Below are 22,592 nucleotides of genomic sequence, written 5' to 3'. Positions count from 1 at the left end.
GTCTTCTGAGATATAAGGTCTATTGAGATAACAGTATGGATCAACTAACAAATAAATTTAAACATGCCCTGAAAGCAGGGCATTCACAAATCGGGTTATGGCTCGGACTAAGCAGTGGGTATAGTGCGGAAATACTGGCAGGAGCAGGGTTTGATTGGCTGTTGATTGATGGAGAACATGCCCCCAATGATATTTCTACCATGCTTGCACAATTACAGGGCATTGCCCCTTATCCAAGCCAACCTGTCATTCGCCCTGCCTGGAATGATCCCGTGATCATCAAACAATTGTTGGATATTGGCGCACAAACCTTGTTGCTCCCGATGATTCAAAATGCGGAACAAGCACGTGCAGCTGTCAGGGCGACCCGCTATCCCCCCGCCGGTATTCGTGGCGTAGGTAGTGCTCTGGCACGCGCTTCCCGCTGGAACCGCATCCCTGATTATCTATCCCGTGCTAATGATGAAATGTGTGTACTGGTACAAGTAGAAACTCGTGAAGCTCTGCAAAACATACCGGAGATAGCAGCAGTTGAAGGCGTCGACGGTGTGTTTATCGGCCCGGCAGATCTCAGTGCTGATATGGGACACATTAGTAACCCACTGCATCCTGAAGTCCAGGCCGCAATTGAACAAGCCATTGTTCAGATCCAATCTTCCGGCAAAGCCGCTGGTATTTTGATGACCAATGTTGATATCGCTGAACATTACCTCAATCTGGGCGCGCTGTTTGTTGCCGTGGGAGTTGATACCAGCTTGCTAACCGGAGCAGCCAACGCTTTGGCAAAGCGTTTCGGCAAAATTAAGGAGGAGCAAAATACACTATCATCGAATACTTATTAATTTAAGTTCCCAATATGGCAGATGTTGATCGCGACATCTGCCATTGAAGTTGAAGGATTTCAAATCCCCCGCCTAAAGGAAAATCAAGTAATCAATAAACAAGGAACAGAAAGATAAAGGGGGATAACAATAATAAAAAAGGAAACAACAATGAGCACTTCACCTGACGCCATAGCAAAACCAGAAAATCAGCCCCATCAACATAAAAAACTGACGGTCCAACAGCAAAGTGTTATCAATAAATTATTCCGGCGTTTGATCCTCTTTCTCTTTGTCCTGTTCGTTTTCTCTTTTCTGGATCGCATCAATATTGGTTTTGCTGGTTTGACGATGGGAAAAGATCTTGGTTTAACATCCACAATGTTTGGATTGGCCGCCACACTGTTTTACGCTACTTACGTCATTTTCGGCATTCCCAGCAATGTCATGTTAAGTATTGTGGGTGCTCGTCGCTGGATCGCTACCATTATGGTGTTATGGGGAATCGCTTCCACCGCAACCATGTTTGCCACTGGCCCTACGAGCCTGTATATCCTGCGTATGTTGGTAGGCATTGCAGAAGCGGGATTTTTGCCGGGTATTTTAGTTTACCTGACTTATTGGTTTCCGGCTTATTATCGTGCGCGTGCCAATGCACTGTTTATGATCGCCATGCCCGTAACGATGGCGTTTGGTTCACTGATTTCCGGTTATATTCTGGAAATGGACGGCATCTGGAATCTGCGTGGCTGGCAGTGGTTATTTTTGCTGGAAGGCTTCCCTTCTGTTCTGCTTGGTTTTGCTGTCTGGTTTTATCTGGATGATTCACCGGAAAAGGCCAATTGGCTGACTCGTGAAGATAAGCGATGTCTTCAAGAAATGATAGAAAACGATAATCTTTCTATGATGCAGCCCAATGAACATATTCAACAACAAAAAACCAGCTTATGGCGCGAAGTTTTTACCCCAATGGTATTGATGTACACCTTCGCTTATTTCTGCCTGACCAATACTCTGAGCGCTATTAATATCTGGACACCGCAGATTATGCAGAGTTTCAATCAGAACAGCAGCCATATTGTCATTGGTGTTTTGACTGCTATTCCACAATTCTGCACGATTTTGGGCATGATTTACTGGAGTCGTCGCTCAGACCGCCTGCAAGAACGCAAAATACATACGGCCTTACCTTACCTGTTTGCCGCCACAGGCTGGATTTTAACCTCACTGACCAATAACAGCATGGTGCAATTGTTAGGGATCATCATGGCTTCCACCGGATCGTTTACTGCGATGGCGGTATTCTGGACGACACCGGATCAGTCGCTCAGCTTGCGCGCCCGTGCCGTCGGGATCGCCGTGATCAATGCAACTGGAAATGTGGGATCGGCTGTCAGTCCTCTGCTGATCGGCTGGCTGAAAGATCAAACGGGTAATTTCAACGCAGGGCTTTATTTCGTCGCCGGGTTACTGATCATCGGTGCGTTGATGGTTTTTCTGATTCCGATGAAACATTCACGATCACAGGTTACCCCGTAAATAACGAGCAACATGTTCATACGCCAAATTCCTGAGCCAGCAATAAGTTACCGGAGGGAAAGTCTATGCCTGCATGTAATAACGCTAAATCCATCATTACCAATATTGATATCAGCAAGGACTATGATGAAACGCAGGGATCGGATGATGTTCACTATCAAACTTTTGGTCGCATGGCGGCATTTTTCGGGCGTGATATGCAGGCGCATCGCCATGATGGTTTTTTTCAGCTTCATTATCTGGTAACAGGACGGATTGAACTGCAATTGGACGAACAGCGCTATTCCGTACAAGCCCCACTGTTTATCCTGACCCCACCTTCTGTCCCCCATGCCTTTTTTACGCAAGAAGATACTGACGGCTATGTACTGACCATCCGTCAGGAATTGATTACTCCATTGCTCAGCTCGCTTTATCCTACACATCGAGAAATGGTTGATATTCCGGCCATCTGCCTTTCTGTTGCGGATAAATCCGCTGAATTGGAAACATTCAACCATTATTGGGCACTGATCGGGCGTGAGTCTGCCAATCAATTTGCTGGGCGAGAACAATCACTGGCATTTCTGGCTCAATCTTTGTTTACCTTTCTACTGCGCACTATTCCTCTTGATGATCATCGTTCCGGTGGTGTCAGAGGAGAATTAAAACTATTTCAGCGCTTTCATCAATTGGTCGATCAACATTATCATCAGCACCTTTCCGTGCCGGAATATGCGGAAAAATTGGATATTACAGAATCACGCCTGAAAGATATGTGCCGACGCTTTGCCAATCGCCCACCTAAAAAGCTGATCTTTGACCGACTGTTACGAGAGGCAAAACGGTTATTGCTGTTTAGTGACAGCCCTGTATTTGAAGTGGCGTACCAGCTTGGATTTAAAGATCCGGCTTACTTTACCCGATTTTTTAATCGGTTGGTGGGGTGCTCACCAAGTGTTTGGCGGGAAAATAGTTTAGTTGGGGGTAAAAAGGTGTTTTAAAATTAGTTTAAATAAAACGATTATTTATTTGTATTATCTCTGATTCAGATATTGTTTTATTTTGTACGATTAAATTAACAATTCATAAAGGACTGCACGAAAAATGGATGAAAGATCCAGAATATCGAGCTGCTTACGAAGAAGAAATAAGAAAAGAGCGATTGCAAGAAACTTTGCAAAAATTATTGGAGTTAACCTCTCAATAGTAAGCCGAATGGAATCAAACGTTAATAAATGAAGTAAAAATCACGGAAGCAACGATCGCTGATATTTCTTGTGTCTACCCACACTCTATAAATGATCACGATATGATGCCATATGAAAAAGTCATGCTCAATTATAAGTCCATATCATGGAACCATATAACAGCAGGTACATCTGCCTATAGTATATGGGAAGACAGGGTTTACTAAATATAAAATTAAGCATATATGATATATATGCTTAGTGACATAATCCTATATCTTTCACATATTCATTTTGAGCAAGCCATGATTTTTTTTCACACGTAACATACCCTGAATTTTTCAACTTAATATCTACATATAAAGAAACCGGAAAACTAGTTATAAATGAAACCACGAACACAAGTGAAAATAAATAAGAAGTTCACTTACTTTATATTCATTATCAAGATAATATAGAAGTCCTGCCACAGCAAAACCAACGGAAAATAACCCTATTGCTACTACCATCACACTAACACCGGCAGTCAGAATAGTAGCAGTTACAATTTCCCCCACTATTATAGCAGCAGTTGTAGAAACAATTGTTTTCGCAAGATCCATTGTAATGTTTCCCGAAAAATATTTTCATCAACTTGAACAATACCTCCAAAAAAATGCCGATTTAGTAATTCATTTTGTTTTTTAATATCCATTAAACACTCCATTAAATGATATGAAATAATAATCTCAATGTCTTAAACTATTAGACCAAGTTTTAACGTTAAAACTCTGCCGTCGGAAACTCGCATATTAATCATGTCAGCCTGAACTGACTAAACATCATCATCACAATCAATTTCTCTTCTGCGATAAGCTGGCTATTGGCTAACACTTTACTTATTTCCTGCATCAATACTCCTTTATCATTCATACCTCATCTCCATACTTGACTAATGATTAGAATATAGCATCTTTATATGAAAAATAATCATATCAATCAAATAAAAAATAAACTATTAAAATCAAACATTAATCACTCATAAATAATGATTGTAACTTGATAGAAGTTTATGTATCCCTACCCAAAAATAACAGAAATAAGTAGCTCAATTCGTTAACATCATCACATTGATCTTATTATCGAAAGATTTGATTCAAGCCGTTAAGCTTAAGATATTATTGGCAAAATCCGATAAGCAAGGAGGCGCAGCCCTGAGATTGATCCGCATAGGTAAAATTCGTTCTACCTATGTGTCTGTTTCGCCTTTTCTATGGCGATTCAAACAGGCGAGGTAATAACTCACCGGTTAAACACTACCGCTTTAAAACAAGGGACAGCCGATCCAAAAGCCATCCTGCGCCACTTCACCCGAAACAACGTCCAGCATCCTACTTATTAAGGTGCTCGCTGAGTTGGGCAAAGTGATCAAAACTATTTTTCTGTGCCGATACATAAATTCTGAAGAGCTTCGTCAGGAGATTAACGAGGGTTTGAATGTCGTGGAAAACTGGAACAGTGCAAATTCATTCATTTTTTACGGCAAAGGCGGTGAAGTCACGACCAATCGGCTAGAAGATCAGGAATTATCGATTCTGCCACTGCATTTGTTGCAGATTGTCCTACTATACGTGAATATCCTGATGATCCAGCTGATACTCAAAGCTATCACGGTTGAAAATGGAGGGCTTTAGGGCACTAACGCCGTTGATTTACTCCCATGTGAATCCCTATGGAATATTTGAGCTGGATATGAACACGAAATTGCCCATAGAGGTGTCTACTTAAAAGTTGGCGGTTATCGCAGCTACCCGGTCACTACACCAACTTGATCACATTTTCAAAACAATTTATTCTCATTCACCGAAAAGTACCAGCAAACCTTCCGAAAGTCTCTTCAATAGAAACCATTTAGTCGCTTCAATCAAACAGTGAAAGAAACACAAAATTAACACCTAATCCCCATATGGGTAACAAATCAAAATGAGGGGATTCTGCGGAGCATGAGGTTACTATGAAACTAGAAGATTTGCGTGCTGATCATAAACGCCCATTTACCAGCAAAGAATATCTGAGTTCACTACAAGATGGTCGTGAAATTTACATCTACGGTGAACGAGTCAAAGATGTTACAACACATCCGGCTTTCCGCAATGCGGCTGCTTCAATTGGTCAGCTATATGATGCCCTGCATGCCCCGGAAACTCATGATGCACTCTGTTGGGATACCGATACCGGAAGTGGCGGCTACACCCACAAATTCTTCCGTTTCGCCACCAGCACTGATGACCTCCGTCAACAGCGCGATGCCATAGCCGAATGGTCGCGCCAAAATTACGGCTGGATGGGGCGTTCACCCGATTATAAAGCTGCATTCTGCTGCTCACTGGGCGCCTATCCCGAATATTATGGGCAATTCGCTGACAATGCCCGCATCTGGTATCAGCGCATTCAGGAAAGCTGCATCTATTTCAATCATGCGATTGTTAATCCACCAATTGATCGCCACAAGCCCGCAGATCAGGTTAAAGATGTTTTTATCCAGATAGAAAAAGAGACGGATGCCGGAATTATTGTCAGTGGCGCCAAAGTTGTCGCAACCAATTCAGCCCTGACTCACTATAATTTTATCGGTTTTGGCTCTGCGCAGGTTATTGGTGACAACCCTGATTTTGCCCTTATGTTCGTTGCACCAATGGATGCCGATGGCGTGAAATTGATCTCTCGCACTTCCTATGAATTGGTGGCGGGTGCTACCGGAGCACCTTTTGATTACCCCCTTTCCAGTCGGTTTGATGAAAATGACGCCATTCTGGTGATGGATAAGGTATTAATTCCATGGGAAAACGTGTTAATTTATCGCGATTTTGACCGTGCCCGTCATTGGGCAGTACAAAGTGGATTTGCACGATTATTCCCCATGCAAGCCTGTACGCGCTTTGCCGTTAAGCTGGATTTCATCACGGGCCTGCTGCAAAAAAGCCTTGAATGCACTGGCGTGGTGGATTTTCGCGGCGTTCAGGCTGATCTGGGAGAAGTCGTCGCATGGCGCAATCTGTTCTGGTCACTGACAGATGCGATGTGGGCAGAGTCCCAACCGTGGGAAAACGGCGCTTATCTGCCCGATACCCAAGCGATTCAATCCTATCGCGTGATGGCTCCCATGGCTTATACCAAAATCAAAAATATTATTGAAAGCAATGTCACCAGTGGCTTGATTTATTTGCCATCCAGTGTGCGTGATATGAATAACCCTGAGATCAATAAGTATCTTGAAAAATATGTTCGTGGCTCTAATGGTATTGACCACGTAGAACGAATCAAGATTTTGAAATTAATGTGGGATGCCATTGGCAGTGAATTCGGCGGGCGCCATGAATTATACGAAATCAATTATGCCGGCAGTCAGGACGAAATTCGCCTGCAATGTCTGCGTCATGCCTATGGCTCCGGCAATATGAAAAAAATGACGGAATTAGTGGATCGCTGCCTCTCTGACTATGATTTGGATGGCTGGACCAGACCCCACTTACATAATAACCGTGATATTAACCTGTTAGATAAGTTGCTGAAATAAATCAGTAGCAGGAGGCCTATTATGTCTATAGAAAATAAACATCGCCTGCGTTTCAGAGATGCGATGGCAAGCCTTTCCGCTGCGGTAAATATCATCACCACGGATGGCCCTGCGGGGCGCTGCGGTATAACTGCAACGGCGGTGTGTTCTGTGACAGATACGCCTCCGACTTTGATGATATGTATGAATCGCAATAGTGCCATGAATCCGGTATTTCAGGAAAATGGTCACTTGTGTGTCAATATCCTGAATCATGAACAAGAATCTCTGGCTCGCCATTTCGCTGGCATGACTGATGCCAGTATGGAAGAGCGCTTCAATTGGGATATTTGGCACAACGGCTCACTGGGGCAACCTATGTTAAAAGGAACCCTTGTCAATCTGGAAGGCAGTATCGAGCAGATACAGGAAGTCGGTACTCACTATGTTTATTTAGTGGAAATAAAACAGATCCTGATCAGAGAAGAAGGCCATGGGTTGATTTATTTTAAGCGTGATTTTCATCCTGTAATGGCTAAATCAATAACAACGACTGTCTAAAAAAACATATTTAAAACAAGAATACCCTCACATAGCCTCCAAATATGAAGGTCCTTTATCAAAGGGCCTTCATCTCCTGATTCTTACCAATATCTTTCTTAATTAATATTTGAGAGATTTTTAACTGATTATCACCAAAAAGTTTCGATAAATCTCAATTTGAACACCCTCAATTTCATTTAAAAAGATGGAATAGACAGTTAAATACATAACAAAAAATTAATATATAGATATTACTGATTTTATTTGGTGTTTACTTTTATTTCCTTTCTCATTTTTCAACACATAATAAATACAATGGGTTGAATGACAATCAAATTGATTCATTTACGAACACACAACCCTCTGATTAATAATTTTTGATATTAATTTAGTGAATATTCTGTCAAATCTGGTATTACTTTTTTTCGTTAGTGTGATCAACCATTGAGAAGATACTATACCAGTATATTAACCTACTCCGCTTCACGATCACCCTGAATAAATAAACCAAATCACAACCCGTGCGATACATTAAGTTACAAGCAAGTTAACAACAGTATAATTATCTGGATGTATTGCCCAGCGCAATGATAGCTAACAGAGGCATTCACTATGAGTAAAACCGGTCCGGTCGGTTTATGGGATCAACCAAAACCCTTTTTTATGATCTTTTTTGTGGAACTATGGGAACGGTTTGGTTACTACGGCGTTCAAGGCATTCTTGCCGTTTATTTCGTTCACCAACTCGGTTTTTCAGAAGCACAAGCTTTTATCACCTTTGGTGCATTTACTGCACTGGTTTACGGCCTGATTTCTATCGGTGGTTATGTTGGTGATCACTTACTAGGGACAAAACGGACTATCGTTCTGGGTGTCATTGTAATGGCAATGGGCTATTTCATGATTGGCCTGTCTATCATGCATCCTGACCTGATTTTTTATGCATTGGGAACCGTCGCTGTCGGTAATGGCCTTTTCAAAGCCAACCCCGCCAGCCTGCTGGCAAAGTGTTACCAGCCACAAGATCCACGTTTAGATGGTGCATTTACGCTCTTCTATATGTCCATCAATCTTGGTTCTCTGGTTTCTCTCTCCCTTGCTCCCGTGATTGCCGAAAAATATGGTTATGCCGTCACCTATAATATCTGTGGTATTGGTCTGATTATCGCCCTGCTGGTTTATATCGCCTGCCGCCGTATGGTACATAACATCGGTTCAGAACCCGATCATGCTCCGGTAAACTATGCAACTTTGCTCGCGGTCCTCATCGGCACAGTGATCACGATTGGCATCTGTTCCTGGTTGCTCCACAATATCAAAATTGCCAATATCGCCCTGATGGTGATTTCCGCTGTTGTCGTTTTCATTTTCTTCTGGCAGGCATTTAAACAAGATCGCATTGGCCGTAATAAAATGTTCGTGGCATTTATTCTGATGCTTCAGGCCATCGTATTTTTCATCCTGTATAACCAAATGCCCACTTCCCTCAATTTCTTTGCCATCAATAACGTACATCACCAAATTTTGGGTTTTGATATCAACCCTATCAGTTTCCAAGCACTGAACCCATTCTGGATTATCGTTGTTAGTCCAATATTGGCGGTTGCTTATACCAAGTTGGGTGCCAAAGGCAAAGATTTCTCCATGCCAACAAAATTTACCTTCGGCATGTTCCTGTGCTCTCTGGGTTTCTTGACCGCCGCCGCCTCTGGTTTATTTGCTGATGAGAATGGCATTACATCGCCATGGTTTATCGTGCTGGTGTATTTTTTCCAGAGCACAGGAGAGTTAATGATCAGTGCATTGGGACTGGCAATGGTGGCTGCGTTTGTTCCTAGCTATCTAACTGGCTTTATTCTGGGTATGTGGTTCCTGTCACAAGCTGCTGCATCAGTATTGGGCAGTTATGTAGCTACCTTTACCGCCGCACCAGAAGGTGTGGCTGATCCCCTGCAAACTCTGCCAATTTATACTAGTGTATTTGGTAAAATCGGGATTGCCACTCTGGTTGTTGCCGTGATTATGGCCTTTATGGTGCCGTGGCTGAACCGTATTATGAGAGAGAAAGTGAAGGCGTAATCAGCCTAATCCTGCTTTATTGAACAAATTTTCCGCTCGTTGATAATTCAAATAACGGGCGGGAATTTTGTCTCTTCAAATCTAGTGTCACCTTACCTGTACTTTTAGGCCTCTATCAGGATGCTCCATCTAAAGGTGTGCTCGTTTTAAGACAAGAAAATAAACAAGCGCGCAAGTTCCCCAATCTGAGTTAAAGCTTAAATCAGATTGCACTCCGTTATGGAGTACAATCTGAAAATTGACTATCTATGCTATGCAATTAATTATCTCAATTACAGCACGTCAATCGCATTTAGTTCTTTAAAAGCCTGTTCCAGACGAACGATCATGGTAACCTGACCGGCACGCAGCCAAACACGCGGATCGTAGAATTTCTTGTTAGGCTTGTCCGCGCCTTCTGGGTTACCCAACTGGCCTTGCAGGTAGCCTTCATTCTTTTTGTAGTAGTTCAGAATACCTTCCCAAGTTGCCCACTGGGTATCGGTATCGATATTCATTTTTACTACACCGTAGCTAACCGCTTCCTGAATCTCTTCTGCGGTAGAACCGGAGCCACCGTGGAAGACGAAATCCAAGCTGTTGTGTGGCAGGTTGAATTTCTCAGAAATGTAGTCCTGTGAGTTACGCAGGATTTTTGGCGTCAGTTTAACGTTGCCTGGTTTATAGACACCGTGAACGTTGCCGAAAGAAGCCGCGATAGTGAAACGTGGGCTGATAGCATTCAGTTTCTCATACGCATAAGCCACGTCTTCAGGCTGAGTATACAGGGAAGAGCTGTCCAAATGAGTGTTATCAACACCATCTTCTTCACCGCCGGTACAACCCAGTTCAATTTCCAGTGTCATGTCGATTTTCGCCATACGTGCCAGATATTGGCTGCAAATCTCGATGTTTTCTTCCAGGGATTCTTCAGACAGATCGATCATGTGAGAAGAGAACAGTGGCTTGCCAGTTTGCGCGTAGTGTTTTTCACCCGCATCCAGCAGACCGTCGATCCATGGCAGCAATTTACGTGCACAATGGTCGGTATGCAGGATAACAGGAACACCATAAAGTTCTGCCATCTGATGAACATGGTGAGCGCCAGAAATGGAACCGATAATCGCGGCTTGCTGACCTTCTGCTTTCAGACCCTTACCTGCAACGAAAGACGCACCGCCGTTAGAAAACTGGATAATGACCGGAGCACGTACTTTTGCCGCCGTTTCCAACACTGCGTTGATAGAATCAGTACCGACACAGTTAACCGCTGGTAACGCGAAGTTGTTTTCTTTAGCGACGGCAAAGACTTTTTGAACATCATCACCAGTGATGACACCCGGTTTTACGAAATCAAAAATTTTAGACATGTTACGTGGTCCTGTATTGACATTGAACAGGCAGTCAATGCTACCTGTTATTACAACTTAGTTACTTTTAGCACGTTCTTCCAGCATCACAACGGCTGGCAGTTTTTTGCCTTCAACGAACTCAAGGAAAGCACCACCACCAGTAGAGATGTAAGAGATTTTGTCAGCAATTCCGAACAGATCGATTGCTGCCAAGGTATCACCACCACCTGCGATTGAGAAAGCATCGCTTTCAGCAATTGCACGGGCAATAATTTCGGTTCCTTTACGGAAGTTAGGGAATTCAAAAACACCTACCGGGCCATTCCACAAAATGGTCTTGGCACTTTTCAGAATTTCAGCCAGACGTTCGGCAGAATCATCACCCAAGTCAAGGATCTGCTCTTCGTCTTTAATTTCGCTGGTGGATTTCAGTGTTGCTTCCGCAGTTTCAGAGAACTCGGTCGCAACACGAACATCGGTAGGAACTGGGATATCACAGCTTTCCAGCAGTTTTTTCGCTTCTGGAATCAAATCATCTTCGTACAGTGAACGGCCAACATTGTGCCCTTCAGCGGCAACGAATGTATTGGCAATCCCACCACCCACAATCAGTTGATCGGCAATTTTGGACAGTGAATCAAGAACAGTCAGTTTGGTTGAGACTTTAGAACCACCCACAATCGCCACCATTGGACGAGCTGGGTTGTGCAGTGCTTTACCTAAAGCGTCCAGTTCACCAAACAGCAGCGGGCCAGCACAGGCAATTGGGGCAAACTTAGCAACGCCGTGAGTTGACGCTTGCGCACGGTGCGCAGTACCAAAAGCATCCATTACATACACATCACACAGTGCTGCATACTGCTTTGATAACGTTTCATCGTCTTTTTTCTCGCCTTTGTTGAAGCGAACGTTTTCCAGAACAACTAATTCGCCTTCCACCACTTCAACACCATCCAGATAGTTCTTTTCCAGACGAACAGGAGAAGAAAGTGCTTCTTTCAGATAATCAACGACAGGTTGCAGTGAGAACTCTTCGTTGTATTCTCCCTCGGTCGGGCGCCCTAGGTGAGAAGTAACCATGACCTTGGCTCCCTGACGCAACGCAGCCTCAATCGTCGGCAAGGACGCACGGATACGTGCATCAGAAGTCACTTTGCCATCTTTTACAGGCACATTCAGATCAGCGCGGATCAGTACACGTTTGCCCGCCAGATCTAAATCAGTCATCTTAATTACAGACATGGTGAATCCTCTCATTGATTCTTTATAAAATTACTCAATCTTCTGCTATGTGTCGTGTGTGACATAACAAATGATTATTTGAAACCAGTTGCGGCCATTGCCAGCGTTGTATCAATCATGCGATTGGCAAAGCCCCACTCATTGTCACACCACACAAGGGTTTTAATCAGGTGCTTCCCGCTAACCCTCGTTTGTGTGCCATCCACAATGGCACTGTGGGGATCGTGGTTAAAATCCGTTGAAACCAACGGCAAATCAGTATAATCCACTATACCACGAAACTCTCTGGCCGCTGATTTTTGCAGGAGTTGGTTAACATCTTCAACATTCACTGCCGCACGGACTGTCACGCTCAAGTCAATGGCTGTCACATTGATAGTTGGCACTCGAACAGAAATTGCCTCAAACCGATCGCTGAATTTAGGGAAAACACGTGAGATCCCCGCAGCCAGTTTTGTATCAACAGGAATGATGGATTGACTGGCTGCCCGGGTTCGACGTAAATCACGGTGATAAGCATCAATCACGGGTTGATCATTCATGGATGAGTGGATGGTTGTCACCGTACCAGATTCAATATTGAACTCATCATCCAACACCTTGATAATTGGAATGATACAGTTTGTTGTACAGGACGCATTGGAAACAATGCGATCTTCTGCAACCAATGAATGGTGGTTGACACCATATACCACAGTTGCATCCAGATTATTTCCTCCCGGATGTGAAAACAGGACTTTTTTGGCCCCGCTGGCAATATGAGATTCTCCGTCTGCCCGCTCACCATACTTGCCTGTACAATCAAGGACGATATCAATGCCCAGTTCTTTCCACGGCAAAGCCGAAATATCCGGTTGATGAAACAGCCGGATACTGTCATCCCCTACTTGCAATAAATCATTATTCAGGCGTACATCCCATGCAAAACGCCCATGACTGGAATCGTATTTCAATAAGTGGGCAATGCCTTCGGCATCCGCCAACTCATTGATAGCAATTATCGAAATTTCAGCCCGACGCCCGGATTCGTAAAGAGCACGTAAGACGCTGCGCCCTATTCTTCCGAAACCGTTAATAGCTATCTTGATAGTCATGTTACTCCCTGAATTTATCTGTAGCCACGCGATCGCTTAGAATAACTGAGCAATGTCTGATTGTACGGATAATTCATCACAAAATTAATCAGATTGTGACAGGCAAGACATTTTATTTATCTAATTTACACAACAAACTGAAACGGTTCAGCTTCTATAAAGGCAGATTACGAGAAAAAAAGCGTGATGGCAAGTGTCATTAACTACGTTACAGAGGAGCAATTGGACAAAAAAAGAGCGCATTCGCTCTAACATTGATGCGAATGCGCTTATACGGACTATTTGCAGATTATTTCAGCAAAGCTGATGCCTTGGCTACCACATTTTCAACAGTGAAACCAAATTCTTTGAACAGAGCATCAGCAGGTGCAGATTCACCGAAAGTCGTCATACCAACGATAGCACCATTGATGCCAACGTATTTGAACCAGTAATCAGAAATACCTGCTTCGATGGCAACACGAGCAGAAACTGCCGCTGGCAGTACCGCTTCACGGTATGCAGCATCCTGCTTATCGAAAGCATCAGTAGATGGCATGGAAACCACGCGAACCTGACGGCCTTCAGCACTCAGTTGTTCAGCCGCTTTCACAGCCAATTCCATTTCAGAACCCGTTGCAATCAAAATCAACTCAGGCTGACCTGCACAATCTTTCAGGATGTAAGCACCTTTCTCGATATTCGCCAATTGCTCAGCAGTACGCTCCTGCTGTGCCAGATTTTGACGGGAGAAGATCAGTGAGGTTGGGCCATCTTTGCGCTCAATTGCATATTTCCACGCCACCGCAGATTCAACTTGGTCACATGGACGCCATGTACTCATGTTTGGAGTTACACGCAGGCTGGCAATCTGCTCTACTGGCTGATGGGTTGGGCCATCTTCACCCAGACCGATGGAATCGTGGGTATAAACGAAGATGCTACGCACTTTCATCAGTGCCGCCATACGTACAGCGTTACGGGCATATTCCACGAACATCAGGAATGTTGCGCCATAAGGCACAAAACCACCATGCAGTGCGATACCGTTCATAATGGCAGACATACCGAATTCACGCACACCATAGTGAATGTAGTTACCGTCCTGAACTTCGTTCAGTGGCTTGGAGCCTGACCATATGGTCAGGTTACTTGGTGCTAAGTCAGCAGAGCCACCCATGAATTCTGGCAGAACTTTACCGAATGCTTCCAATGCGTTTTGTGATGCCTTACGGCTGGCAATGGAGGCTGGATTCTGTTGCAGGTTTTCAATGAATGCCTTGGATTCTGCTTCCCAGTTCGCTGGCAGTTCACCACTAGTACGGCGGGTGAATTCAGCAGCCAGTTCTGGATGAGCGTTGGCATATGCAGCAAATTTCTCTTCCCAAGCGGTTTCTTTGGTTTTGCCTGCTTCCTGAGCGTTCCAGCCAGCATAAATGTCCTGAGGAACGTCAAACGCAGGATGTTCCCAGCCCAGAGCCTTACGAGTTGCTTCAATTTCAGCATCACCCAGCGGAGCACCGTGACATTCTTCTTTACCTGCTTTGTTTGGTGAACCAAAGCCGATAATGGTTTTGCACATCAACAAGGATGGTTTACCTGTCTCTTTACGTGCTGCTTCAATGGCTGCTGCAATAGCGTCAGAGTCATGGCCATCTACGCCACGGATAACATGCCAGCCATAGGCTTCAAAGCGTGCTGCAGTATCATCGGTGAACCAGCCTTCTACTTCACCATCAATAGAAATACCATTGTCATCATAGAATGCGATCAATTTGCCCAGTTTCAGTGTGCCCGCCAAAGAGCAAACTTCATGGGAGATCCCTTCCATCATACAGCCATCACCCATGAACACATAAGTGTAGTGATCGACGATATCATGGCTTGGGCGGTTGAATTGTGCTGCCAGTGTACGTTCGGCAATCGCAAAACCTACTGCGTTGGCAATACCCTGCCCCAATGGGCCAGTAGTGGTTTCTACGCCGGGAGTATAGCCATACTCTGGATGGCCTGGAGTTTTAGAGTGCAATTGACGGAAATTTTTCAAATCATCAATAGAAACATCATAACCCGTCAGATGCAGCAAGCTGTAAATCAGCATAGAGCCGTGACCATTGGATAACACGAAACGGTCACGATCAGCCCAGTTAGGGTTAGAAGGGTTATGGTTCAGATAGTCGCGCCACAGCACTTCGGCAATGTCAGCCATTCCCATTGGTGCTCCAGGATGCCCTGATTTTGCTTTCTGCACAGCGTCCATGCTCAAGAAGCGGATAGCATTAGCAAGGGTTTTACGAGTGGTCATTCTTTACTCCAAGTCGGATAAAAGTGTTAGTGAACTAAGAATTAATTTTCGCAGCGCGGCGTATAAACCGCAATCATTAATACCGGATAAGGAGAACTATATTAATTTTCCTTTGGTAACAATTCTTTGATTTACCCCGTTGTTTCTATGCATTCTCAGGCCAATGCGTGCAACTGAAGGCGAATTTGCGCAAATGAGGAATTATTTCATACCGTGATTTGCGCAATAGGAAAGAGATGTATTAGACACGATACTTAACAAGTTAATCAAGACCAAAAGAGTGAGTTTTTCTGCCAAGCTAGGATCATGATTATAAAAGTGATAATACTCTCTGACTCGAAACATTTACTGATTCAGGGAGCGGTAGATTTCATAATTTTCCTACTCATCATTTCACTATTTCCCTCCCATTATTGCCATATACATCGCAAAAATCTTACTGTATGGTATTTAATCACCTCTTGTTCAAAAATCAATAATAAATGACAAAACTCAACCCTACATCTGATTCAATATCAGCACCAACTATCATGCAATTAGCTTCTATTAATACAAAACGTGATGGGCTGATTCACTTACTTCAAGATTGTGTCGAAAGTGATGCCTCCATCGGATTTATTGCACCACTGGAAGAAAACGAAGCGGAGCAATATTGGCAAGATGTCGAGGCAGATCTTACATCCGGTCATCGATTGCTGTTGGTCGCTCAGGAAGGTGAGAACATCACAGGTTCAGTGCAACTTTCCCTCTGCAAGAAAAAGAACGGTCTGCACCGCGCAGATGTAGAAAAATTGATGGTACACACTGCTTATCGCCAGCGAGGCATCGGTCGAATACTGATGGATGAATTAGAATTTTTAGCAAAACAGCATCAGCGCAATTTGCTGGTTTTGGATACACGCACCAATGATCCGGCTTCAGCGCTGTATCGAAAATGTGGTTTTATTGAAGTCGGGCAGATACCAGACTTTGCCATTAATTCCAATGGAGAATGTTCAGGAACTACGTATTTCTATAAGTTGATTTGAGATTTTCTGCAAATGCAAAAAAAGCCCCGAGTTAAAAACTCAGGGCTTATAAATTCTGGCGGTGCGGACGGGACTCGAACCCGCGACCCCCGGCGTGACAGGCCGGTATTCTAACCAACTGAACTACCGCACCGCATGGCGTTCTGGTTAAGAACGGGGTGGATAATACGGGCTACAGTAAAATCCGTCAATCGCTTTTTATAACAAAAGGTTTCGTTTGCACAGTTTTTCACCTCAGCCAAGCATTTACCCCCTTTTTTCTCCTGTTTTATCAATGTAGCGGTTCAGGTTTTGAACGCCAAAGACAGCTTCCCCCTTTCTTTTCCACCAGATCCAAACGAGATTCATGCTGAATTAATTCTTCATCAGAAGCATAAACAATTTTCAGCCCAGTCTGCGGACGAGTAACCTTCTTGATTTCTGCAACCTGAGCATTGCCTGATACTTCACCTTCCATTGAAAATGCCAATGATGTCTGACCACCTGTCATTGCCAGATAAACATCAGACAGAATCTCGGCATCGAGCAATGCTCCGTGGAGAGTACGTTTTGAGTTATCGATAAGGTAACGATCACACAACGCATCGAGGTTATTACGCTTGCCAGGGAAAAGTACCCTTGCCAACACCAAACTATCTGTAATAGTACAAAAATCAGCGGTTGGTGGAATATCTCGATTCAGTTTACTGAACTCATAATCCATAAAGCCGATATCAAACGTTGCGTTATGAATAATCAACTCAGCACCACGAATAAACTCAATGAATTCATCAGCGATATCAGCAAATTTCGGTTTATCCTGCAAAAACTCATCACTGATGCCGTGAACTTCAAACGCTTCCGGATCAACCAAACGTTCCGGCTTAATATAAATATGGAAATGGCGTCCTGTCAGACGACGGTTGATAACTTCCACAGCACCAATCTCAATGATGTTGTGTCCCTCATAGTGAACACCTAACTTGTTCATACCGGTTGTTTCGGTATCGAGGACTATTTGGCGGGTAATAGCAGTGCTCATAGTGTTTTTTTGTGTCAGACTTAGAGTTTTGATTAAAGATGATATAGGAAGAGTCTACCAAAGATGAGCAAACAGGTAGAAATTTTCACCGATGGTTCTTGTCTCGGCAATCCTGGTCCCGGCGGATATGGCGTTTTACTGCGCTACCAACAGCAAGAAAAAACCTTGAATGGCGGTTATTTTCACACAACCAATAATCGTATGGAATTAATGGCGGCTATAATAGGGCTGGAAACGCTTAAGCGCCCCTGTAATGTGATTTTGACGACGGACAGCCAGTATGTACGCCAAGGGATCACTCAATGGATCCACAACTGGAAAAAACGCGGCTGGAAAAAAGCGGACAAATCTCCTGTCGTCAATGTTGATCTCTGGCAGCGACTTGATAAAGCTATTTCGCGCCATGACATTGATTGGCGCTGGGTCAAAGGCCACGCCGGGCATCGGGAAAATGAGTTATGTGATGAACTGGCTCGCGCAGCCGCCAATAACCCTACTCAGGCCGATACTGGCTATATTGAAAACGAAAATTAATCCATCCTTAAGAGCGTCGGTGAATCTTCTTCACCGCCCCCAACGCATTACTGAATTTCGGTTTCAACAATTTTGTTCGCATGGGATTTAATGTCAAAGGTATTGTCCGCTTGCGGGCAATAATCACATTCAGACAACCAAATATTGACGCATTGAGGCTATAAAGACTCTTTTCATTTTTGTGCCACGGTAAAACATGGAAATTAGCATGATGAATGATTTCATAATTAAGAAGGCGCAGCCAATCTAATTGGCGTAGCATTGAAAACATCTGAACCTTACAAGATTGTCGGCGGCATATTGGGGAAATCATTTTCCTTAAACCCAATATACTTATTGGATTAAAACCACTGATCACCAACCACCCATCGTCGATCATGATCCTATCCACTTCCCTCAATAACCAATGCGGATCAATACTATAAGACAACATATGTGCCAACAAACAGGCATCAACAGATTTACTTTCAAAAGGGAGGTAGTTGGGATCAGCAATGACATCCATATTTTTCCCCGGCAATCCAATATTGACTTGATGGCGGATCAAACAGGAACGGGTGTCAATTTCAGCGCTTAAGTTACCGACTTTCACTAAATGAAAGCCAAAGATTTTTGGCCACCACGGTTCCAATTGACGTTCCAGAGCGACACGGTAATATTCTCCCCACGGTAACTCGGCCCAAGAAGCAGGGAGGGTTATTTGCTTGATTGAACGTGCTGATTGCATGTCATCTTCCTTCCAACCTACTATAAACCTACTAAAACCTACTATGAAAACGAGGCGTATAATGGAGCTTATCAGGATTTCTGCCCTTTCGGATAACTACATTTGGTTACTTTGTGATGAACATAAACATTGTGTCATTATCGACCCCGCTGAATCAGCGCCTGTCATTGATATTCTAGCAACAAACCAACTTATTCCCGCCGCTATTCTGCTGACACACCACCATTATGATCACGTTGGCGGAGTTTCCGGGCTACTCAAACAACACCCCGAATTACCCGTATATGGCCCTGAGGAGACGCAACAAAAAGGAGCAACCCATATTGTCCATGAAAATAACACCATTGAAATAGGAAGTTTTTCTTTCCGTATTATGGAACTGCCAGGGCATACACTTGGTCACATTGCATTCTATCAGGCCCCCTACCTATTTTGTGGAGATACTCTATTTTCTGGCGGTTGTGGACGTCTATTTGAAGGTACAGCCGAGCAAATGTTTTCCTCTCTTGAGAAAATTTTATTACTACCCAACGATACATTGATCTGTTGTGCTCACGAATATACTGTAGCAAATATGAAATTTGCAAAAGCAGTATTACCGAATAATCTGATTATTCACGATTATTACCAAGAAATTCTTAAATTACGTGAAAATAACCAAGCAACAGTTCCAACCAATTTACAAACAGAGAAAAAAATTAATGTTTTCTTAAATTGCCACGACATTGATTTACAAAAAAATATCGGTATCAAACCCAATTCAATATCACTTTCTTCTGTTTTTCAGCAATTAAGGGCTTATAAAGATCGATTTTAATTTTGTTGGGTTGTCTTCTACGTAATAGGTCAGTATTATTGCTCACCTTTTAGGCAAAGGTCGAAAAATAACATGAAGACAAAAGCTATCTTGCTCGCCTCTGTGCTTCTTGCTGGATGCCAATCGAGTCTGCAACCAAAGGCTCCTTCCCAGCAACAAGCACAGAAGATGTCTTCAACGAATCAGAAAATAGACGGTATTGCAGAACCAGAAGATGCTGCAAACTGGAAGGAAAGTCCGACAGCCCAGCAAGATTTATGGGGACATATCCGCGATGAGTTGAAGATGGGAATTCCTGACAATATCAGGGTGAGCGAACAACAAAGTTACTATTTAAAACACAAGAAACATCTCCAAAATGTGATGTTACGTGCAGGGCCATATATTTATTGGATAGTTGATCAGCTTGATAATCGACATATGCCAATGGAGCTGATATTGCTGCCTATAGTTGAGAGTTCTTTTGACCCTCATGCCACTTCCTACGCCAAAGCCGCAGGTTTATGGCAGATTATCCCAAGTACAGGCCGTCATTATGGCCTGAAGCAAGATAAATGGTACGATGCGCGTCGTGACATTGCTGCATCAACAGCGGGCGCTCTTGATATGCTTCAATACCTCAATACAAGATTTAATGGGGATTGGCTTTTGACCATTGCCGCCTATAACAGTGGCGAAGGTCGGGTTATGCGTGCTATCAGAGAAAATAAAGCACAAGGAAAGCCAACAGATTTTTGGTCGTTATCACTGCCGCGGGAAACAATGCATTATGTCCCCAAAATATTGGCACTGAGTAATATTATTCGTCATGACGAAAAATTTATTTTCGAACTCCCTAAGCCTAACAACCAGCAAGCACTGGCTAAAGTGGAAGTAGGACAACAAATCATGTTGTCACAAGCGGCTGAACTAGCCGGACTATCGTTGACATCAATCAAGGCATATAACCCAGGATATAAACGAGGTATGACGTCTCCTCATGGGCCGTATTACATCATGCTACCAAGAAAGAACGTAGGCCAATTTAAAACTTCTTTGGAAAATAAAGAAGTCTTGAACGACATCCGACTGGCTGTTGTGCACAATACCCGCAAGTTACAACAACAAAGCCATTATACGGTTCGGTCAGGAGATACACTGTCAGCGATTGCGAAGCGCTTCAATACTACTCACCGAGAATTGCAGAGATTGAACAGTTTAAAAACCGCTGATCGGCTCAAGATCGGTCAAGTGCTGAAAATCGATAATAAAGGCCCAGTCACCTATCATGTACGAAAAGGTGATTCATTTTTCAGCATCGCTAAACTCCACGGTATAAACCCTAATGATCTACAGAATTGGAATAAAAACGTCAAAATCAAAGATATGAAGCCGGGTATGGCTCTGATGCTTTATCTTAATTAAGTGTATTTATTCTTTCCAATGTATGGCGCCCTGTCCTTATGGACAGAGCGCTATTCCTCTATACCTGACTAACTTCGAGTTGCAGTATAATCAATAAACTCAATATAACTATTATATCCAAATTATAAGATAATATTTTAAGTTAAAGTTATTATTGTGATCATAAATTGATAGTTATTCGTAGCTAGACTATGAGCTGATACAAACTTGATAAATATCATTTAATGCATCTATGATATTAATTCACCTAAAAAATCTTATGTATTACTTTTAGTAATTCTAAAAATTTCTCCTAGCTATTCATGATTTTTTTGATGTTACTATCAGAGAAAAATGAATAAACTTATTTACCAGTTTAAAGCCCCTTATCCTATTGATTTATTAGTATCAACAGAGAGGTAAAAATTGAAATTATCAAAATCAAAGACAGACAACTTTCCTGATGCTTTTACTAAAGTAAAAGCATATTTGTTACTTCCCACAGGGCTTCAACTGGATACCATTCCCTGCCTCGAAACAGAAAGCCATGACTATAGCGCCATGCGATTTCAACTTGATGGTAAAACAATAGTTTTTCGTCAAGCTAAAACAACGCCGAGTAAACAAGGGCAATTCGTCACTCTTTGGAAAAGGCCAAATTCAACTTCAGAATTAATGCCTTTTGACAAAAGTGATAACATTGATTTTTGCCTAATAGCGACTTTTTCAGAGCAGCAAAAAGGTATTTTTCTGTTTGACTCACATACCCTGATAAACCAAGGCGTTTTCTCAAGTCCAATGAAAGAAGGTAAAAGAGCCATTCGGGTCTATCCCACATGGGTATCACCTACATCAAAACAAGCTATCCAAACCCAAAAATGGCAATCCTTATATTTTATAAATTTCGATAAACAGGAAGTTGCTATTGAACAATTTAAGACTATGTTTTCAAATAATAACAAAAATGATGAATAATTTATTAAAGTTATTATCATTTGTTTAAACTTTACATTTAGCAGTATATTCCCTTCTATAAATTGATAAGAAATGTTTTTTAAGGTCACGTATTCAATTTGTTGTTTCTCATGTATACTCCTCACTTTTTCAGGAAATAAGATGGCAACGGTAGAAGTGAAATGTCGATTTTGTCAACAAACTGAATCGGTCAGAAAACATGGTACAGGTCAAGGTGAACGTCAGCGTTATCGTTGCCTGTCTTGTCGCCGTACTTTTCAGCTTGAATATGCTTATCGTGCTTGCCGGACGGGCATAAAAGAACAAGTGGTGGATCTTGCAATGAATAATGCCGGCATCCGTGACACTGCACGGGCACGGCATATCAGTATTAATGCTGTCGTTCGCACTTTAAAAAATTGTCCCCACGATGTGTAACCACATTACCGCTGGAACAGGTGGAAATTCAGCTCATCTGTGAAGTCGATGAG

19 protein-coding genes, 1 tRNA gene and 3 pseudogenes are annotated in these 22,592 nt (G+C 43.0%); 14 read left to right on the top strand and 9 right to left on the bottom strand.

Features of this window, described 5'->3' with window-relative positions:
* The first annotated feature begins 35 nt into the window (after positions 1–35).
* The 4 genes and pseudogenes from hpaI to PSI23_RS16510 form a co-directional block, all read left to right on the top strand.
* Entirely contained in the window at positions 36–842 is an 807-nt protein-coding gene (gene hpaI, locus PSI23_RS16525; protein WP_273556114.1) for a 4-hydroxy-2-oxoheptanedioate aldolase, read from the top strand.
* A gap of 150 nt (positions 843–992) precedes the next feature.
* On the top strand, positions 993–2,360 hold the full coding sequence (gene hpaX, locus PSI23_RS16520) for a 4-hydroxyphenylacetate permease (RefSeq protein ID WP_273556113.1): 1,368 nt from the start codon (positions 993–995) through the stop codon (positions 2,358–2,360).
* 65 nt (positions 2,361–2,425) lie between these two features.
* Complete coding sequence (gene hpaA / locus PSI23_RS16515; protein ID WP_273556112.1) at positions 2,426–3,343, top strand: 4-hydroxyphenylacetate catabolism regulatory protein HpaA; 918 nt, start codon at positions 2,426–2,428, stop codon at positions 3,341–3,343.
* Positions 3,344–3,570: 227 nt separating this feature from the next.
* Positions 3,571–3,756, top strand: a pseudogene (locus PSI23_RS16510) (type VI secretion system tube protein Hcp); the annotation flags it as partial.
* Positions 3,757–3,787: 31 nt separating this feature from the next.
* Here PSI23_RS16510 and PSI23_RS23230 read toward each other — a convergent pair.
* Both PSI23_RS23230 and PSI23_RS16505 read right to left on the bottom strand, forming a co-directional pair.
* Positions 3,788–3,925, bottom strand: coding sequence for a DUF1240 domain-containing protein (locus tag PSI23_RS23230; RefSeq protein WP_373567346.1), 138 nt, complete (start codon positions 3,923–3,925; stop codon positions 3,788–3,790).
* Positions 3,910–4,131 carry a hypothetical protein gene (locus PSI23_RS16505; protein ID WP_273556111.1) on the bottom strand — a complete coding sequence of 74 codons (222 nt, stop codon included), beginning with the start codon at positions 4,129–4,131 and terminating at the stop codon, positions 3,910–3,912. Before PSI23_RS16505 ends, PSI23_RS23230 begins: the two co-directional genes overlap by 16 nt.
* Before the next feature lie 695 nt (positions 4,132–4,826).
* On the opposite strand from PSI23_RS16505, the pseudogene PSI23_RS16500 reads away from it, so the two are divergent.
* The 4 genes and pseudogenes from PSI23_RS16500 to dtpB form a co-directional block, all read left to right on the top strand.
* Positions 4,827–5,296: pseudogene (locus PSI23_RS16500) on the top strand (Tn3 family transposase); the annotation flags it as partial.
* 226 nt (positions 5,297–5,522) lie between these two features.
* Positions 5,523–7,085: a 4-hydroxyphenylacetate 3-monooxygenase, oxygenase component gene (hpaB, locus tag PSI23_RS16495; protein ID WP_273556110.1), complete on the top strand. Its 1,563-nt coding sequence runs from the start codon at positions 5,523–5,525 to the stop codon at positions 7,083–7,085.
* Between the two features lie 21 nt (positions 7,086–7,106).
* Positions 7,107–7,625 carry a 4-hydroxyphenylacetate 3-monooxygenase, reductase component gene (gene hpaC, locus PSI23_RS16490; RefSeq protein ID WP_273556109.1) on the top strand — a complete coding sequence of 173 codons (519 nt, stop codon included), beginning with the start codon at positions 7,107–7,109 and terminating at the stop codon, positions 7,623–7,625.
* A 594-nt stretch (positions 7,626–8,219) separates the two neighbouring features.
* Positions 8,220–9,686 (top strand): dipeptide/tripeptide permease DtpB, encoded by a 1,467-nt coding sequence (gene dtpB / locus PSI23_RS16485; protein ID WP_273556108.1) that lies wholly within the window; start codon positions 8,220–8,222, stop codon positions 9,684–9,686.
* 272 nt (positions 9,687–9,958) lie between these two features.
* Here dtpB and fbaA read toward each other — a convergent pair whose 3' ends face one another.
* The 4 genes from fbaA to tkt form a co-directional block, all read right to left on the bottom strand.
* Positions 9,959–11,035 (bottom strand): class II fructose-bisphosphate aldolase, encoded by a 1,077-nt coding sequence (gene fbaA / locus PSI23_RS16480; protein ID WP_273556107.1) that lies wholly within the window; start codon positions 11,033–11,035, stop codon positions 9,959–9,961.
* 57 nt (positions 11,036–11,092) lie between these two features.
* Positions 11,093–12,259 carry a phosphoglycerate kinase gene (pgk, locus tag PSI23_RS16475; RefSeq protein ID WP_273556106.1) on the bottom strand — a complete coding sequence of 389 codons (1,167 nt, stop codon included), beginning with the start codon at positions 12,257–12,259 and terminating at the stop codon, positions 11,093–11,095.
* Between the two features lie 74 nt (positions 12,260–12,333).
* Entirely contained in the window at positions 12,334–13,353 is a 1,020-nt protein-coding gene (gene epd, locus PSI23_RS16470) for an erythrose-4-phosphate dehydrogenase (protein WP_273556105.1), read from the bottom strand.
* 289 nt (positions 13,354–13,642) lie between these two features.
* Positions 13,643–15,637 (bottom strand): transketolase, encoded by a 1,995-nt coding sequence (gene tkt, locus PSI23_RS16465; protein WP_273556104.1) that lies wholly within the window; start codon positions 15,635–15,637, stop codon positions 13,643–13,645.
* A 482-nt stretch (positions 15,638–16,119) separates the two neighbouring features.
* On the opposite strand from tkt, the gene PSI23_RS16460 reads away from it, so the two are divergent.
* Positions 16,120–16,665, top strand: a complete 546-nt coding sequence (locus PSI23_RS16460) for a GNAT family N-acetyltransferase (RefSeq protein ID WP_273556103.1) — start codon at positions 16,120–16,122, stop codon at positions 16,663–16,665.
* A gap of 56 nt (positions 16,666–16,721) precedes the next feature.
* Here PSI23_RS16460 and PSI23_RS16455 read toward each other — a convergent pair.
* Together PSI23_RS16455 and dnaQ are read right to left on the bottom strand one after the other, a co-directional pair.
* A tRNA-Asp gene (locus PSI23_RS16455) sits at positions 16,722–16,798 on the bottom strand.
* 138 nt (positions 16,799–16,936) lie between these two features.
* Positions 16,937–17,686: a DNA polymerase III subunit epsilon gene (gene dnaQ, locus PSI23_RS16450; RefSeq protein WP_273556102.1), complete on the bottom strand. Its 750-nt coding sequence runs from the start codon at positions 17,684–17,686 to the stop codon at positions 16,937–16,939.
* 63 nt (positions 17,687–17,749) lie between these two features.
* Here dnaQ and rnhA point away from each other — a divergent pair, with 63 nt between their 5' ends.
* On the top strand, positions 17,750–18,220 hold the full coding sequence (gene rnhA, locus PSI23_RS16445) for a ribonuclease HI (protein ID WP_273575322.1): 471 nt from the start codon (positions 17,750–17,752) through the stop codon (positions 18,218–18,220).
* Between the two features lie 7 nt (positions 18,221–18,227).
* On the opposite strand, the gene PSI23_RS16440 is transcribed toward rnhA, so the two are convergent.
* The gene (locus PSI23_RS16440; protein ID WP_273556101.1) at positions 18,228–18,947 is read right to left on the bottom strand and encodes a class I SAM-dependent methyltransferase; all 720 of its coding nucleotides are present in this window, start codon (positions 18,945–18,947) and stop codon (positions 18,228–18,230) included.
* A gap of 61 nt (positions 18,948–19,008) precedes the next feature.
* On the opposite strand from PSI23_RS16440, the gene gloB reads away from it, so the two are divergent.
* The 4 genes and pseudogenes from gloB to PSI23_RS16420 all read left to right on the top strand — a co-directional run.
* The gene (gene gloB / locus PSI23_RS16435) at positions 19,009–19,764 is read left to right on the top strand and encodes a hydroxyacylglutathione hydrolase (protein ID WP_273556127.1); all 756 of its coding nucleotides are present in this window, start codon (positions 19,009–19,011) and stop codon (positions 19,762–19,764) included.
* A 72-nt stretch (positions 19,765–19,836) separates the two neighbouring features.
* Positions 19,837–21,168, top strand: coding sequence for a murein transglycosylase D (mltD, locus tag PSI23_RS16430; RefSeq protein ID WP_273556100.1), 1,332 nt, complete (start codon positions 19,837–19,839; stop codon positions 21,166–21,168).
* 405 nt (positions 21,169–21,573) lie between these two features.
* A complete protein-coding gene (locus PSI23_RS16425) occupies positions 21,574–22,122 on the top strand; it encodes a MepB family protein (RefSeq protein WP_273556099.1) in 549 nt (182 codons plus the stop codon).
* Between the two features lie 141 nt (positions 22,123–22,263).
* Positions 22,264–22,592 (top strand): annotated as a pseudogene (locus tag PSI23_RS16420) (IS1-like element transposase); the annotation flags it as partial.

This window comes from Xenorhabdus yunnanensis (genome assembly GCF_028598805.1).
Lineage (GTDB): Bacteria > Pseudomonadota > Gammaproteobacteria > Enterobacterales > Enterobacteriaceae > Xenorhabdus > Xenorhabdus yunnanensis.
This window is presented reverse-complemented; position numbering and strand designations above follow the sequence as displayed.